We start from the raw sequence: 14,950 nt of genomic DNA, 5'->3' as shown, positions 1-14,950 counted from the left end.
CGATGCGCGGATGCTACTCCCTTGAACACCTCGTCAACACCGGTTCGGACACGGCTTCGATGGGCCATACGGGCTGGACACACCCCGTCAACACCCCGAACGGCACCCCCCGGGGTGAGGGCGGGATAAGCGACCGACATAATGTCGGTCGTGGCGACAGCAACGACAGTAGAAACCGGGCACGCGCACCCGTCGGTCAATCGGCCGAACCTCACCAGCGTCGGAACCATCATCTGGCTGAGTTCCGAGCTGATGTTCTTCGCGGCCCTCTTCGCGATGTACTTCACCCTGCGATCGGTGACCGGGCCGGATCACTGGAAGGAAATGGCGTCCAGCCTGAACCTTCCGTTCTCGGCGACGAACACCACGATCCTGGTGCTCTCCTCCCTGACCTGTCAGCTCGGCGTGTTCGCCGCCGAGCGCGGGGACGTGAAGAAGCTCCGGATGTGGTTCATCGTCACCTTCATCATGGGTGCGATCTTCATCGGCGGTCAGGTCTTCGAGTACACCGAACTGGTCACGAAGGACGGGCTCTCGCTCTCCTCCGACCCGTACGGCTCGGTGTTCTACCTGACCACCGGCTTCCACGGACTGCATGTGACGGGCGGCCTCATCGCCTTCCTGCTGGTCCTCGGTCGCACCTACGCGGCTCGGAGGTTCACTCACGAGCAGGCAACCGCCGCCATCGTCGTGTCCTACTACTGGCACTTCGTCGATGTCGTCTGGATCGGCCTTTTCGCCACGATCTACCTGATCAAGTAATCGGGCCCACGCCCGAAACATCCAGAAGCACCGACGCAGAAGATCCTGACACCGGGGTAATCCGTGAAAAAGCTCTCCGCACGACGACGCCATCCGCTGGCGGCGGTCGTCGTCCTACTCCTCGCGCTGGCGGCCACCGGGGGGCTGTACGCCGCGTTCGCACCCGCGGGCAAGGCGCAGGCCGATGAAACCGCCCAGTCCCTCGGTATCACCGAGGGCCAGAAGCTGTACTCCGTGGGCTGCGCAAGCTGCCACGGAACCGGCGGTCAGGGCAGCTCCGACGGGCCGAGCCTGGTGGGTGTGGGCGCCGCGGCGGTCGACTTCCAGGTCGGCACCGGCCGTATGCCGGCCCAGCAGCCGGGCGCTCAGATCCCGAAGAAGAAGGTCATCTACTCGCAGGCCGAGATCGACCAGATGGCGGCCTACATCGCCTCGCTCGGCGCCGGTCCCACGATTCCGACCAAGAGCCAGGTCAGCCCCGAGGGCGCGGACATCGCCAACGGCGGTGAACTGTTCCGTACCAACTGCGCCCAGTGCCACAACTTCACCGGCAAGGGCGGCGCGCTGACGCACGGCAAGTTCGCGCCGAGCCTGGAGGGTGTCGACCCGAAGCACATCTACGAGGCCATGCAGACGGGCCCGCAGAACATGCCGTCCTTCCCCGACACCACGCTGACGGAGAAGAACAAGAAGGACATCATCGCGTACCTCGACGCGGTCAACGGTGACGACACCGAGAGCCCGGGCGGTCTTGAACTGGGCGGCCTCGGGCCGGTCAGCGAGGGCCTGTTCGGCTGGGTCTTCGGTCTCGGAACCCTGGTCGCCGTCGCCGTCTGGGTCGCCGCTCGGACCGCAAAGGCCAAGAAGTCATGAGTAGCCAAGACATTCCAGAAGAGAACGTGCCCGCCGAGCGGGCCACCGACGACCACGCCGAACACGGTCATGGCGCGGTAGCCGTCGCGGACGAGCAGAACCCGTTCGCGGACCCGGGGCTCCCGCCCCACGAGCACCGCATCCAGGACATCGACGAGCGGGCCGCCAAGCGGTCCGAGCGCCTTGTCGCCCTGCTGTTCGTGCTGTCGATGCTGGCCACCGTCGGCTTCATCGCCTCGTACGTGGCGATCCCGAACGACAAGTCGGTCTTCATCTTCCCGCTCGGGCACATCAGCGCGCTGAACTTCGCGCTGGGCATGTCGCTCGGTGTGGCGCTGTTCGCGATCGGCGCGGGCGCGGTCCACTGGGCCCGCACCCTGATGTCCGACGTGGAGATCGCCGACGAGCGTCACCCGATCGAGGCGGAGCCCGAGGTCAAGGCCAAGGTCATGGCCGACTTCAAGGCTGGTGCCAAGGAGTCCGCGCTCGGCCGCCGCAAGCTGATCCGCAACACGATGTTCGGCGCGCTGGCCCTGTTCCCGCTCTCCGGCGTCATGCTGCTGCGCGACCTCGGCCCGCTGCCCGGGACGAAGCTGCGCCACACGCTGTGGTCCAAGGGCAAGCTCCTCGTCAACATGAACACGAACGAGCCGCTGCGTCCCTCGGACGTGGCAGTCGGTTCGCTCACCTTCGCCAAGCCCGAGGGCCTGGAGACGGACGACGAGGACTTCCAGAAGGAGATCGCCAAGGCGGCCCTGATGATCATCCGGCTCCAGCCGGACAACATCAAGGACAAGCAGGAAGTCGAGTGGTCCTACGACGGCATCGTGGCCTTCTCGAAGATCTGCACCCACGTCGGCTGCCCGATCTCCCTGTACGAGCAGCAGACGCACCACGCGCTGTGCCCGTGTCACCAGTCCACCTTCGACCTCTCCGACGGCGCCCGGGTCATCTTCGGCCCGGCGGGTCACGCCCTGCCGCAGCTGCAGATCGGTGTGAACGCTGAGGGCTACCTCGAGGCGCTCAGCGACTTCACGCAGCCCGTCGGTCCTGCATTCTGGGAGCGCGGATGAGCACTACCACCACCTCCGACTCGCGCTCCTCGCGCGAGAAGGCGCCCGCCGGTGAGCGGGTGGCCGACTGGGCCGACGGCCGTCTGGGGATCTACTCCCTGGCCAAGTCCAACATGCGCAAGATCTTCCCCGACCACTGGTCGTTCATGCTGGGTGAGATCTGCCTGTACAGCTTCATCATCATCATCCTCACGGGTGTGTACCTGACGCTGTTCTTCCACCCGTCGATGAACGAGGTGGAGTACCACGGCAGCTACATCCCGCTGCAGGGCCAGCTGATGTCCGAGGCGTTCAACTCGACCATGCACATCTCCTTCGATGTGCGCGGTGGTCTGCTGATCCGGCAGATCCACCACTGGGCGGCGCTGATCTTCCTCGCCGGCATGTTCGTGCACATGATGCGCGTGTTCTTCACGGGTGCGTTCCGCAAGCCGCGTGAGGTCAACTGGGTCTTCGGATTCCTGCTGTTCGTCCTCGGCATGTTCACCGGCTTCACCGGTTACTCGCTCCCGGACGACCTGCTCTCCGGCACCGGTGTCCGCTTCATGGAAGGCGCGGTCCTGTCCGTGCCGATCGTGGGCACGTACCTGTCGTTCTTCCTGTTCGGCGGCGAGTTCCCGGGCGGCGACTTCGTGGCCCGCTTCTACTCGGTGCACGTGCTGCTGCTGCCGGGCATCATGCTCGGCCTGGTGGTGGGCCACCTGATCCTGGTCTTCTACCACAAGCACACGCAGTTCGCGGGCCCCGGCAAGACGAACAACAACGTCGTCGGCATGCCGCTGCTGCCGGTCTACATGGCCAAGGCCGGAGGCTTCTTCTTCCTGGTCTTCGGTGTCATCGCGGCCATCGCGGCGATCGCCTCGATCAACCCGATCTGGGCGATGGGTCCCTACCGTCCGGACATGGTGTCCACGGGCGCCCAGCCCGACTGGTACATGGGCTTCTCCGAAGGCCTGATCCGTGTCATGCCGGGCTGGGAGATCAACCTCTGGGGTCACACGCTCGTCCTGGGCGTGTTCATCCCGCTGGTGATCTTCCCGCTGGTCCTGGTCGCGATCGCGGTCTACCCGTTCATCGAGTCCTGGGTCACCGGCGACAAGCGCGAGCACCACATCCTGGACCGCCCGCGCAACGTCCCGACCCGGACCGCGTTCGGTGCCGCCTGGATCAGCTGGTACTTCGTGCTGCTCGTCGGCGGTGGCAACGACATCTGGGCCACGCACTTCCACCTGGCGATCAACTCGATCACCTGGTTCGTGCGGATCGCGTTCTTCGTCGTGCCGGTGCTCACCTTCATGGCCACCAAGCGGATCTGCCTCGGCCTCCAGCGCCGGGACCGGGACAAGGTGCTGCACGGCCGCGAGTCGGGCATCATCAAGCGCCTGCCGCACGGTGAGTTCATCGAGGTCCACGAGCCGCTCAGCCAGGACGCGCTGCACACGCTCACCGCGCACGACCAGTACAAGCCGGCCGAGATCGGCCCGACGGTCGACGAGAACGGTGTCGAGCGCAAGGTCTCGGGCGCGCAGAAGCTGCGCGCCAGGATGAGCGAGGGCTTCTACGGGGAGGAAGGCCAGATCCCCAAGCCCACCGTCGAGGAGTACAAGGAGATCACGAGCGGCCACGGCCACCACTGATCCCCTGCAGTTCGCCACGGCAGGAGCCCCGTCCATTGCATGGACGGGGCTCTTTGCCGTCTGCCGGGCTGGATAGGGTGGACTCACCCCGTGGTGCGGGGTGATCCACCCCGCGTCACCTGCCACCGCGTCACCCGAGACCGCGTGACCTACGAACCCAGGAGCGACCATGAGCGCTGTGAACCCCGCTGGAGGCGACACCGCGGCGGGCCGTTCCTGGCCCGCGGTACTGAACGGCCTGCTCGAAGGCCGCGACCAGAGCGCGGACGACACGGCCTGGGCGATGGACCGCATCATGCGCGGCGAGGCGACCGACGCGCAGATCGCCGGGTTCGTGGTGGCCCTGCGGGCCAAGGGCGAGACCGTCCAGGAGATCACCGGACTCGTCCGGGCGATGTACGAGCACGCCAATGTGATCGAGGTGCCCGGACACACCGTCGACATCGTCGGTACGGGCGGCGACGGCGCGAAGACCGTGAACATCTCCACGATGTCCTCGATCGTGGTGGCCGGCACCGGCGCCAAGGTCGTCAAGCACGGCAACCGGGCCGCGTCCTCCGCGTCCGGCTCCTCGGACGTCCTGGAGAAACTCGGCGTCAATCTCCAGCTGACGGTGAAGCGGGTCGCCGAGGTGGCCGAGGAGGCCGGGATCACCTTCTGCTTCGCGGTGAAGTTCCACCCGGCACTGCGTCATGTGGCGGCGGCACGCGGGCAGTTGGGCATCCGGACGACCTTCAACGTGCTCGGTCCGCTGACGAACCCGGCACGGGTGAAGGCCCAGGCGGTCGGGGTCGCCGACCCCCGTATGGCGCCGATCGTGGCGGGCGTGTTCGCCGAGCGCGGCAACTCCTCGCTGGTCTTCCGCGGCGACGACGGCCTCGACGAACTGACCACCACCGCGGGCTCCCACGTCTGGGTGGTCCGCGACGGCTCGGTCACCGAGGAGCGCTTCGACCCCCGCGACGTCGGGCTCGACATCGTCCCGGTGGAGGCCCTGCGCGGCGCCGACGCCTCGTACAACGCGGAGGTCGCCCGGCGCGTGCTGGACGGCGAGCGGGGGCCCGTACGGGACGCGGTCCTGCTGAACTCGGCGGCGGCCCTGGTGGCCCTGTCGCCGACCGGCGCGTCGCTCGCCGACCAGCTCCGCGACGGAATGGAGAAGGCGGCCGAGGCGATCGACTCGGGCGCCGCGAAGCGCACCCTCGACCGTTGGGTGGCCGCCAGCAACGCCTGATCCACACCCGGCACGGAGCAAGGCGCAGTCCAGGATCCGGACTGCGCCTTGCGTGTGGAAGATCCTCTGGCAAGATGCTGTACCAGGTCATGAGTGACAGCCATCAGGCCCCGGCCGGCTGTCCGGCAACCCTCCGTCCGTGGCGGGGTGCCCCGGGTGAAGACCAGGTCGTAGGCAGCGAGGCCTACGGCAAGCGCGGACCCCTCCCGCCCTCCGGGCGGATGCAACCAGGGGTCCTGGTCGTTCGAGGGAGCCTTCTGTGAGCAAGCGAATGCGATAGGGCGCCGAGCCCCGCCTCCGCACACCCTTTTCACCTTTCCCGCGCTGAGCCCTGCCTCCGGGTGGCCGGCTCGCGCGGTGATCCCGCCTGCCTCTCACAGGAGCTCGCCATGTCTGTCTCCACCGTTGCCGCCGACCAGACCGTTTGTGCCCCCTTGGCCGTTCTGGGCCGGGATGTCACCGTCCCGCTCGTCACCGGCGGCGAGGTCACCTACGCGGCCCTCGACTACGCCGCCAGCGCGCCCGCCCTCCAGCGGGTGTGGGACGACGTGGCCGCGTACGCCCCGTACTACGGCAGCGTCCACCGGGGCGCCGGCTACCTCTCGCAGCTGTCCACCGACCTCTTCGAGAACGCCCGCAGGACCGTCGAGGAGTTCCTCGACTGCCGCGCCGGTGACCAGGTGGTCTTCACCCGCTCCACCACCGACTCGCTCAACCTGCTCGCCGCCGCGCTCCCGGCCGACTGCCAGGTCTTCGTCTTCGAGACCGAGCACCACGCCTCGCTGCTGCCCTGGCGCGACGCCCGGGTGACGTACCTGAACGCCCCGCGCACCCCGGGCGAGGCCGTCGCCACCCTGGAGCACGCCCTCGCCGGCCGCGACCCGTACGGACCGGCCCTGGTCTGCGTCACCGGCGCCTCGAACGTCACCGGGGAGCTGTGGCCGGTGCGGGAGCTGGCCGCCGCCGCGCACGCCCACGGCGCCCGCATCGTCCTCGACGCCGCGCAGCTCGCCCCGCACCACCCGGTGTCGGTCCAGGACCTCGACGTCGACTGGGTCGCCTTCTCCGGGCACAAGCTGTACGCGCCCTTCGGCTCCGGTGTCCTCGCGGGCCGCTCCGACTGGCTGCTCGCCGCCGAGCCCTACCTCGCGGGCGGCGGCGCCAGCCGCAAGGTCACCCGGCGCACGGACGGCGGCGTGGACGTGGAGTGGCACGACAGCGCCGCCCGGCACGAGGCCGGTTCGCCGAACGTCATCGGCGCCTACTCGATCGCGTCGGCCTGCAAGGCGCTCACCGAGGAGGGCTTCGACACCCTCGTCGCCCGTGAGCAGCACCTGATCCGTACCGTCCGCGCGGGCCTCGCCGAGGTCCCGGAGGTCCGGGTCCTGTCCCTCTTCGGCGACGACGCCCCGCGGGTCGGCGTCATCTCCTTCGTCGTCGAGGGCTGGAACAGCTCGCACTTCGCGGCCGCGCTCTCCGCCGAGTACGGCATCGGTGTCCGCGACGGCCTCTTCTGCGCCCACCCGCTGGTCCGCACGCTGCTCGGCAGCGACCCGGGGACCCAGGGGGAGTGCGGCGCCCCCGAGGCGGCCCCCGGCGAGAAGTCCCTCAACGCCATCCGCGTCAGCTTCGGCGCCGGCACCCCCGATGAGCACGTCGAGCGGTTCGTCCGCGCGGTGCGCGAGCTCGTCAGGGACGGCGCGCGCTGGCAGTACCGCACCGAGGGCGGCCGCTGCGTCCCGGCGGTCTGACGCCCGAAGCGGTTCAGCCCCGAGGCGGTGTTCCGTCGGTCAGGAGTCCAGGCCGATCGCGAACGCCGCCTCCAGGTCGTGCTGGGAGTACGTACGGAACGCCACGTGCGTGTCCGTCGCCTCGACGCCCGGGATCTTGCTGATCCTGCCGGGAATGACGTCCGCGAGGTCGTCGTGGGCCTTGACCCGGACCATCGCGATCAGGTCGTAGGTGCCGGTGACGGAGAAGACCTCGCTGACGCTCTCCAGCGACGCGATCGACTCGGCGATCTCGGGGATCCGGTCCACGCTGGTCTTGATGAGGACGATCGCGGTGATCACGGCTGGTTCTCTCCCTAGGGGCCGCTGCTGGGGATCTCACCCTACTCGCGGTCCACCTGGCCCGGCTGATCCACCGGGGCCTCCCGCAGCACCCCCGGAGCGGGCACGGCGGCCGTACGGCGGCGGAACCGCGCCCACGCGTAGACGAAACCCAGGGAGAAGCCCACGAGGTGGGCCAGATAGGCGACCCCCGGACCCGAGGCGCTGCGGCCCGCCGCCAGCCACTGCAGGGCGAACCAGAACGGCAGCACCACCCAGGCCGGGAACCGCAGCGGCAGGAAGAACAGGAACGGGAACAGACTGGTCACCCGGGCCTTGGGGAACAGATACAGGAACGCCCCGAGTACCGCGGAGATCGCCCCGGAGGCCCCGACCAGGGACTGCTGCGAGGTGGCGTTCGCGGCGGCGTAGCCGAGCAGAGCCAGATATCCGCAGCCCAGGTAGAAGAGGGCGAACTCCAGATGGCCCATGCGTTCCTCGGTCATCAGCCCGAAGACGTAGAAGAAGAGCATGTTGCCCAGGAGATGGAGCCAGCTGCCGTGGATGAACAGGGCGGTGGCGGGGGTGAGCGCCTCGCGCGGGGCCCCGCCGAACAGGTCGGCCGGGACCACGCCCCAGCGGCGGAAGTACGCCCGCTGGGCGACCAGCAGTTCGTCCCCGGTGCCGTACGCGGGATCGAGGCCCGAGGCGGGACCGATCACGAAGATCAGACAGCACAGGACGATCAGCCCGTACGTCACCGGCGCCGACTGACCCCGCAGCGCCCTGCCGACCGCCGCACTCCAATTGCCGATCATGGTGCAGAGCATGACGTAACCGCACCGATGCACACAGACCGCCTCGCCGCCGCGGACAGCCGAGCGTCGAGTACCCGCCAGGCCGTAGGGTTACGAGCCACATGCACCGGGAGACCGGTGCCGGACGGACACTAGAAGGAAAGCGACCGCCCTATGACAGTTCCCCTGCCCGACGCCAAGACCCGCTGGCGCTGCGCCCTCTGCGGCAACCTCACGCGTTTCGACGTCACCCGCTCCTCGAAGGTCGTCGAGTACGTACACCTCGACCTGGCCGGTGAGCCGAAGGTCGAGGAGCGCGAGGTGGTCAGTGAGACCATCGAGTCGGTGCGGTGCCGCTGGTGCAACGCGGTGGATCAGGTCGAACTCGTGGACAGGCCGGGCGCCGGCTCCTGACGGAGCGGGCCCCGCACGGATATTGGGGTGAACGGATGGTGGAGACCACAGGCGGGGAGCCGGACGACGGCACCGCCGAGGTGCTCGACCGTCCGCTGCCCGACGGCGTGCGCCGGCGCGTCGTGCAGATCGTCTCGGACGGCTTCGGCGCGCTGACGATGGCCGAACTGCCCGTCCAGCTGAGGCAGTACGCCCGGTTCACCCCGAGCCGGCGGGCCAAGTTCGCCGGCAACGCCATGGCGGCGGCACTGGAGACGGACCCGCTGTTCAGACAGCGCATCGCCGAGAAGCTGAGAGAGGCCCGGCCGGAGCTCGTAGGGGTTCTGGACTCCGGCGCGCCGCCCCCGGCCGCGGATCCGCTGGACGTGGCGGCCGCGGCCTATGTGCTGCGCCCCGCGGGCTGGGTGAAACTGGTGACCGCCGCGGGCGAGGAGGCCCTGCGGGCGGACGCCGAGCGCGCAGACGAGGAGAGCCGCGCCGAGCTGGAGCGGCTGCGCACGGAACTCGCGGAGGCCCGCGGGCAGACGCGGGCCGAGACCGAGCGGCTGCGCACGGAGCTTGAGTCGGCCAGGAAAGAAGCGGAATCGCTTCACCGCAAGCTGCGCAGTGCCCTCAGCGACGTCAAGCGCGGCGAGGCGGCCCTGCGCAAGCTCCAGACCGAGACGGACGCGGCGAAGGCGGAGAGCCAGACCCAGGTGTCCGCCACCGAAAGCGAGACCCGGCGGCTCAAGGCACGCCTCTCGGAGGCCGAGGCCGCCCTGGAGGCCACCCGCAAGGCGGCCCGGGAGGGGCGCAGCGTCGAGGACATGCGCGTGCGGCTGCTGCTCGACACCGTGCTGGACGCGGCCCAGGGCCTGCGCCGGGAACTGGCGCTGCCCCCCGTCTCCGTCCGGCCCGCGGAGACCGTGGAGGCGGTCGAGCCGGGACGGATGACGCCGAAGGACATCGCCGCCCGCGCGCTGTCCGAGAACGACCCCGCGATCCTGGACCAGTTGCTCGCGCTGCCCCAGGCGCATCTGGTCGTCGACGGCTACAACGTCACCAAGACCGGCTATCCCCAGATGCCGCTGGAGAAGCAGCGGTTGAGGCTGCTCGGGCAGCTCTCGCAGCTGGCCGCGCAGACCGGCGCCGAGGTCACCTGTGTCTTCGACGGGGCCGAGCTGGCCGCGCCGGTGCTGCTCGCGCCGCCGCGCGGGGTGCGGGTGCTGTTCTCCAAGCCCGGTGTCACGGCGGACGAGCTGATCCGTCAGCTGGTGCGGGCCGAACCGCCCGGCCGGCCGGTCATCGTCGTCTCGACCGACCGTGAGGTGGCCGACGGGATCGCCAAGGCGGGCGCCCGGCCGGTGGCGTCCGTGGTGCTCCTCAAGCGCTTCTCGCGCGGCTGAGCAATCCCTTTCGTTCCTTTCCTCCTTCGTGCTCCTTTCGCGCGTTTCCTTCCGTGTGCTTCCTCCCGTTCGTCCGCTTCCGTGACGTTTCCCCGTGGTGCTTCCGGCGTGCTTCGGGAGCACCATTTCCCGCTCCTGGACACGGGGTTCGCGTGGACGGCGTTCCGTGGCGTAAGTCGCATCAGCCACCTACGTACCATGCGTAACCTCTGGGCCTGATGCCCGAATTAGTCGGACCTTCACGCGACGTAGTGTCAAGCGGACATCACTGCAGGTGAGTTGATTGCAAAGAATGCGCTCGGTGACAAAGAATTTTCAGGTTTGGATTTGAACTGATCACAAGTAGGTCACTAGGGTCATGCCTCGAACCTCCAACTAGGGTGATCACTCATGAGGAGTGACGGTGGAGGGGCACCGCCCGTCGGCGTTCTCGGCAGGCGGCTGGAGGAAGAAGGAGCTCGCCTTCGTGGCGTCCCACCGTCGACCCAAGCAGCCGAGCCGCACCCGTGTGACCGTGCTCACCACAGCCGCCGCTGCCGCCGTTGTCCTCAGCGCCAACGCTGCCAATGCCGCGCCGTCCGAGAAGCCCAACAAGGACGAGGTCAAGACCAAGGTCGACAAGCTCTACGAAGAGGCCGAGCAGGCCACTGAGAAGCTTGACGGCGCCAAGGAGAAGCAGCAGAAGCTGCAGAAGCAGATCAGCACGCTCCAGGACAACGTCGCCCGCGGCCAGCAGGAGCTCAACGACCTGCGTGACGGCCTCGGTTCGATGGCCAGCGCCCAGTACCGCACCGGAGGCATCGACCCCTCCGTGGCGCTCTTCCTCTCCTCGAACCCGGACGACTTCCTGGACAAGGCCTCGGCCATGGACCAGCTGAGCGCCCAGCAGGTCGGGTCGCTCAAGAAGGTCCAGGAGAAGCAGCGTTCGCTCGCCCAGCAGCGCTCCGAGGCCTCCGCGAAGCTCAAGGACCTCGCCGACACCCGGGCCGAGCTCGCCAAGAAGAAGAAGGAAGTCCAGACCAAGCTGGGCGCCGCCCAGAAGCTCCTGAACTCGCTGACGGCGCAGGAGAAGGCGGCGCTGGCCTCCCAGGAGCAGGACAGGGCGACCCGCGCCAGCGAGCGCGTCGACCTCGGCGACACCCCGGCCGCCTCGGGCCGCGCCGGTGCCGCGTTCGCCGCCGCCAAGAGCGCGATCGGCTCGCCGTACGTCTACGGCGCCTCCGGCCCCAGCTCCTTCGACTGCTCGGGCCTCACCTCCTGGGCGTACGCCCAGGCCGGCGTGACCATACCGCGCACCTCGGAGGCCCAGGCCAACGCGGGCACCCGCATCTACTCGCAGAGCGCTCTGCAGGTCGGCGACCTGGTCATCTTCTACGGCGACCAGCACCACGTCGGTCTCTACGCGGGCAACGGCCAGGTCCTGCACGCCCCGCACACCGGCGCGGTCGTCCGCTACGAGTCGATCGCCAACATGCCCTTCCAGTTCGGCGTCCGGATCTGATCCGGACGGGCGGTCCGGTACGGACGTCCGCCGCCCCCAGGGACCTCCTGTCGCTCCGCCCAAACGGGCGAATTACGACAACTCCCTCTGACCTCACGCCCCGTCGGTGACCTGCGTCTCCGGCGGGGCGTCACTTTGTGTGCCCGCGGGAGCCTTTGGCCGGCGCGTAGTCGCGCGGCTACTGTCTGGCGCGATCCCCCGACGGCGGGGGACCGTCAGCGGAAGGGAGAGCGGCCACCCGTGGGGTTCCATCGCCGCCTTGCACCGACCGGCTTCGACCGGGGCGCCGGCGCCTTCGGCGTCGCCGCCTGCGTGATGTCCGCGGCGGCCGCCGCACTCGGCGCCCTGCCCGCCTCCGCGGCACCGCAGGACGACACCCGCGCCGAGGTGGACCGCCTCTACGCCCAGGCGGAGAAGGCCACCGAGGCGTACAACAGGGCCGACGAGCGCGGTGACGCGCTGCGCGAGCAGATCGGCACGGCACAGGACGAGATCGCCCGGCAGCAGGAGCGCGTCAACACCATGCGGGACGCGCTGGGTTCGCTCGCCGGGGCGCAGTACCGCTCCGGCGGCCTCGACCCCTCCCTCGCGCTGCTCTTCTCCGACAGCCCGGACGACTACATCGAGAAGGCCTCCGCGCTCGACCGGATCGGCACCCGCCAGGCCGGCGAACTCAAGGACCTCCGGCTGGCCCTGCGCGACCTCGCCCAGGAGCGCGAGGAGGCCGACGGGAAACTCGCCGAACTGGAGCGCAGCCGCACGGTCGTCGCCCGGAACAAGCAGGTCATCGAGGGCAAACTGGCCAAGGCGCGGCAGCTGCTCGGCTTGCTGCCGTACGCCGACCGTGCCGCCTACGACCGGGCGTCGCGCTCGGAGCGCGCCGGACTGCCCGGCCTCGGTGACACCGTCGCGTCCTCGTCGCGCGCGGCCATCGCCGTCGCCGCGGCCCGGTCGGCGCTCGGCCGCCCCTACGTGTGGGGCGCCAACGGGCCCGGCGGCTTCGACTGTTCGGGCCTCATGCAGTGGTCGTACGCGCATGCCGGGGTCGGTCTGCCGCGCACCTCGCAGGCCCAGCGGTACGCCGGACGGCAGGTGCCGCTCTCCCAGGCGCGGCCCGGTGATCTGGTCACCTACCGGTCCGACGCCGGCCATGTCGGGATGTATGTGGGCAACGGCCAGGTGATCCACGCGCCCTACCCGGGCGCCCCGGTGCGCTACGACCCGGTCGGGATGATGCCGATCTCGTCCGTCACCCGGGTCTGACGGGGCGGACGGCCTCCGCCGGGAGGGATCCCTCACGCGGTCCGGCGGGCGGGCACGGGCACCGTACGATCGGGAGGATGGCTGGTCGAAGGTGTACGTCGCGAGCGGGACTCTCCCTGGTGCTGCTGCTCGCCGTGCTCGTCGGCTGCGGCGGCCGGGCGCCCTCGGACGGGGCGGCGGCCGAGGTGCAGCGGGTCCTCGACCGGCGGGCGACCGCGGTCCTGGACCGGGACGAGGCGGCGTTCCGGGCCACCGGGGCGGCGGCCGGCGCCGGCACCGGCTTCGCGAACCTGCGCGACGTGCCGCTCGCGGGCTGGTCCTACCGTCTGAACGATCTGCGCCGCACCGGTGACCGTGCCACCGCCGACGCCCAGCTCCGCTACCGCATAGAGGGCTACGACGCCGCACCGGTCACGGTGGACCGCACCCTGCGGCTGACCCACGCCGCCGGAGCCTGGCGCGTCACCTCCGACGAGCCCGCGGGCAGCGGCGGCGACCAGCTGTGGGACCAGGGAGCCGTGACGGCCGTACGGGGTGAGCGCAGCCTCGTCCTCGGGGTCGGGCAGTCCGGCGAGCGGCTGCGTTCCTTCGCGGATCTCGCGGACCATGCCGTGCCCGCGGTGTCGGAGGCCTGGGGCACGGACTGGACGCGGCACGTCGTCGTCCTCGTACCGAAGTCGCTGGAGGGGATGGCGGGACTGCTCGGGGCTCCGGCGTCCGGGTACCGGGGGATCGCGGCGGTCACCACCGGGGAGGTGAGTGAGGCGAAAGGGGGGTCCCCCCGGCCGGAGGCCGGGGGAGGTTCGGCGAAGGCGCCCGCGGACCGGATCATCGTCAACCCGGACGCGTACGGCGTTCTCGGCGATTTCGGCAAGCAGGTCGTGCTCACCCACGAGACCACGCATGTCGCCACTCGCGCCCACACCACCGCCGCCACCCCGCTGTGGCTCTCCGAGGGGTACGCGGACTGGGTCGGCTACCGCGGCAGCGGGCGGGCGCCGGGGCAGGTGGCGCCGGAACTGGAGCGCGCCGTGGCCGAGGGGCAGGTTCCGGGCGCGCTGCCCGAGGACGGGGACTTCGGGTTCGCCTCGGACGCGGGCCGGCTGGCGCGGGCCTACGAGGGCGGCTGGATGGCCTGCCGGCTGATCGCCGACCACTGGGGTGAGGTCCGGCTGAACGACTTCTACCGGGCGGTGGGCGACCACCGGGAGCGGGCGGGGGCGGTCGAGGGCGCGCTGCGGGACGTGCTGCACACGACGGCGGAGCGGTTCACCCGGCTGTGGCGGCAGTACCTCAAGGACCAACTCGGCTGACGCAGGACTGTTCGGTCCTCTCAGTCCTCGAGCCGCTGGATGGCCTCCGCGAGCCAGGCCCGCTCGGCCTCGCCGGTCGCCCGAGCCACCCGGAGCATGCCCTGCCGGAACAGGTCGTCGGCCTCCTCCGCGCGCACGGGCCGGCCGTCCCGGTAGAAGAAGCTCGCCGGGGTCTGGAGGAACTCCTGGCGGCGGCGGAGCACGGCGGCCTGCTCGCGCGGGTCGTCCAGGTGGCGCAGGAACGCCAGCAGGGTGTTGAAGCGGACGTGGTCGGTGATCTCGGCCTGCTTGGGGTGGCGCAGCCGCTCCAGGAGGTCCTCGCGGCCCTTGCCGGTGAGCGACAGGATGCGCCGCGGGGCCGCGCTGCTGCCGGGCTCGGTGTGCTGGTCGAGCATGCCCGCGGCGACCAGGCGGGTGATCGCCGGGTAGAGGGCACCGTCGCTGACCGGGCGGACATGGCCGCTGAGGGCCTTGATGCGCTCCTTCAGCTCGTAGCCGTGCAGGGGCTCCCCGTACAGAAAGCCCAGGATCGACAGCTCCAGCATCCGGTCGGCTCCTCACTCGTGTCCCGTGCTCCCGGTGCTTGCGGGGTTTCGAGCGGCCATGGTACCTCTTACCGAGCTACCTCGAAACGAGGTAGCTCGTAT

Annotated in this window: 14 protein-coding genes and 1 riboswitch; of the genes, 11 read left to right on the top strand and 3 right to left on the bottom strand. The window is 69.9% G+C overall.

All coding sequences use genetic code 11. The features are described from left to right. Nucleotides 1-141 precede the first annotated feature (141 nt). The 6 genes from ctaE (at nt 142) to N4G66_RS27700 (ending at nt 7,330) form a co-directional block, all read left to right on the top strand. Nucleotides 142-762 (top strand): aa3-type cytochrome oxidase subunit III, encoded by a 621-nt coding sequence (gene ctaE / locus N4G66_RS27725; protein WP_261706947.1) that lies wholly within the window; start codon nt 142-144, stop codon nt 760-762. Nucleotides 763-825: 63 nt separating this feature from the next. Continuing rightward, nucleotides 826-1,635 carry a cytochrome bc1 complex diheme cytochrome c subunit gene (gene qcrC, locus N4G66_RS27720; protein ID WP_261706946.1) on the top strand — a complete coding sequence of 270 codons (810 nt, stop codon included), beginning with the start codon at nt 826-828 and terminating at the stop codon, nt 1,633-1,635. Then, a complete protein-coding gene (qcrA, locus tag N4G66_RS27715) occupies nt 1,632-2,708 on the top strand; it encodes a cytochrome bc1 complex Rieske iron-sulfur subunit (RefSeq protein ID WP_261706945.1) in 1,077 nt (358 codons plus the stop codon). The genes qcrC and qcrA overlap by 4 nt, the downstream gene beginning before the upstream one ends. Next, nucleotides 2,705-4,345, top strand: coding sequence for a cytochrome bc1 complex cytochrome b subunit (gene qcrB, locus N4G66_RS27710; RefSeq protein WP_261706944.1), 1,641 nt, complete (start codon nt 2,705-2,707; stop codon nt 4,343-4,345). Before qcrA ends, qcrB begins: the two co-directional genes overlap by 4 nt. Before the next feature lie 169 nt (nt 4,346-4,514). Then, nucleotides 4,515-5,579: an anthranilate phosphoribosyltransferase gene (gene trpD / locus N4G66_RS27705; protein ID WP_261706943.1), complete on the top strand. Its 1,065-nt coding sequence runs from the start codon at nt 4,515-4,517 to the stop codon at nt 5,577-5,579. A gap of 85 nt (nt 5,580-5,664) precedes the next feature. Beyond that, nucleotides 5,665-5,781, top strand: a riboswitch (SAM riboswitch). Between the two features lie 187 nt (nt 5,782-5,968). Next, nucleotides 5,969-7,330: an aminotransferase class V-fold PLP-dependent enzyme gene (locus N4G66_RS27700; protein ID WP_261706942.1), complete on the top strand. Its 1,362-nt coding sequence runs from the start codon at nt 5,969-5,971 to the stop codon at nt 7,328-7,330. A 39-nt stretch (nt 7,331-7,369) separates the two neighbouring features. Here the strand turns inward: N4G66_RS27700 and N4G66_RS27695 are convergent, their stop codons facing one another. Together N4G66_RS27695 and N4G66_RS27690 are read right to left on the bottom strand one after the other, a co-directional pair. After that, complete coding sequence (locus tag N4G66_RS27695; RefSeq protein ID WP_261706941.1) at nt 7,370-7,651, bottom strand: Lrp/AsnC family transcriptional regulator; 282 nt, start codon at nt 7,649-7,651, stop codon at nt 7,370-7,372. 41 nt (nt 7,652-7,692) lie between these two features. Next, on the bottom strand, nt 7,693-8,448 hold the full coding sequence (locus N4G66_RS27690) for a rhomboid family intramembrane serine protease (protein ID WP_261706940.1): 756 nt from the start codon (nt 8,446-8,448) through the stop codon (nt 7,693-7,695). Between the two features lie 153 nt (nt 8,449-8,601). Between N4G66_RS27690 and N4G66_RS27685 the strand changes: the two genes are divergently transcribed. The 5 genes from N4G66_RS27685 to N4G66_RS27665 all read left to right on the top strand — a co-directional run bounded on the left by N4G66_RS27685 (nt 8,602) and on the right by N4G66_RS27665 (nt 14,303). Then, a complete protein-coding gene (locus N4G66_RS27685) occupies nt 8,602-8,841 on the top strand; it encodes a hypothetical protein (protein WP_261706939.1) in 240 nt (79 codons plus the stop codon). A 35-nt stretch (nt 8,842-8,876) separates the two neighbouring features. Continuing rightward, complete coding sequence (locus N4G66_RS27680; protein ID WP_261706938.1) at nt 8,877-10,226, top strand: NYN domain-containing protein; 1,350 nt, start codon at nt 8,877-8,879, stop codon at nt 10,224-10,226. A 466-nt stretch (nt 10,227-10,692) separates the two neighbouring features. Further along, complete coding sequence (locus N4G66_RS27675) at nt 10,693-11,727, top strand: C40 family peptidase (protein ID WP_261706975.1); 1,035 nt, start codon at nt 10,693-10,695, stop codon at nt 11,725-11,727. 240 nt (nt 11,728-11,967) lie between these two features. Beyond that, nucleotides 11,968-12,990 (top strand): C40 family peptidase, encoded by a 1,023-nt coding sequence (locus tag N4G66_RS27670; RefSeq protein WP_261706937.1) that lies wholly within the window; start codon nt 11,968-11,970, stop codon nt 12,988-12,990. Between the two features lie 77 nt (nt 12,991-13,067). Then, on the top strand, nt 13,068-14,303 hold the full coding sequence (locus N4G66_RS27665; RefSeq protein WP_261706936.1) for a hypothetical protein: 1,236 nt from the start codon (nt 13,068-13,070) through the stop codon (nt 14,301-14,303). A 20-nt stretch (nt 14,304-14,323) separates the two neighbouring features. Here N4G66_RS27665 and N4G66_RS27660 read toward each other — a convergent pair whose 3' ends face one another. Further along, the gene (locus N4G66_RS27660) at nt 14,324-14,848 is read right to left on the bottom strand and encodes a PadR family transcriptional regulator (RefSeq protein ID WP_261706935.1); all 525 of its coding nucleotides are present in this window, start codon (nt 14,846-14,848) and stop codon (nt 14,324-14,326) included. Between the last annotated feature and the right edge of the window lie 102 nt (nt 14,849-14,950).

Origin of the sequence: Streptomyces rhizosphaerihabitans (assembly GCF_025399795.1) — a bacterium.
Classification (GTDB): domain Bacteria; phylum Actinomycetota; class Actinomycetes; order Streptomycetales; family Streptomycetaceae; genus Streptomyces; species Streptomyces rhizosphaerihabitans.
Note: the sequence above shows the minus strand (reverse complement) of the source record. Positions and strands in the feature narration are given on the sequence as shown.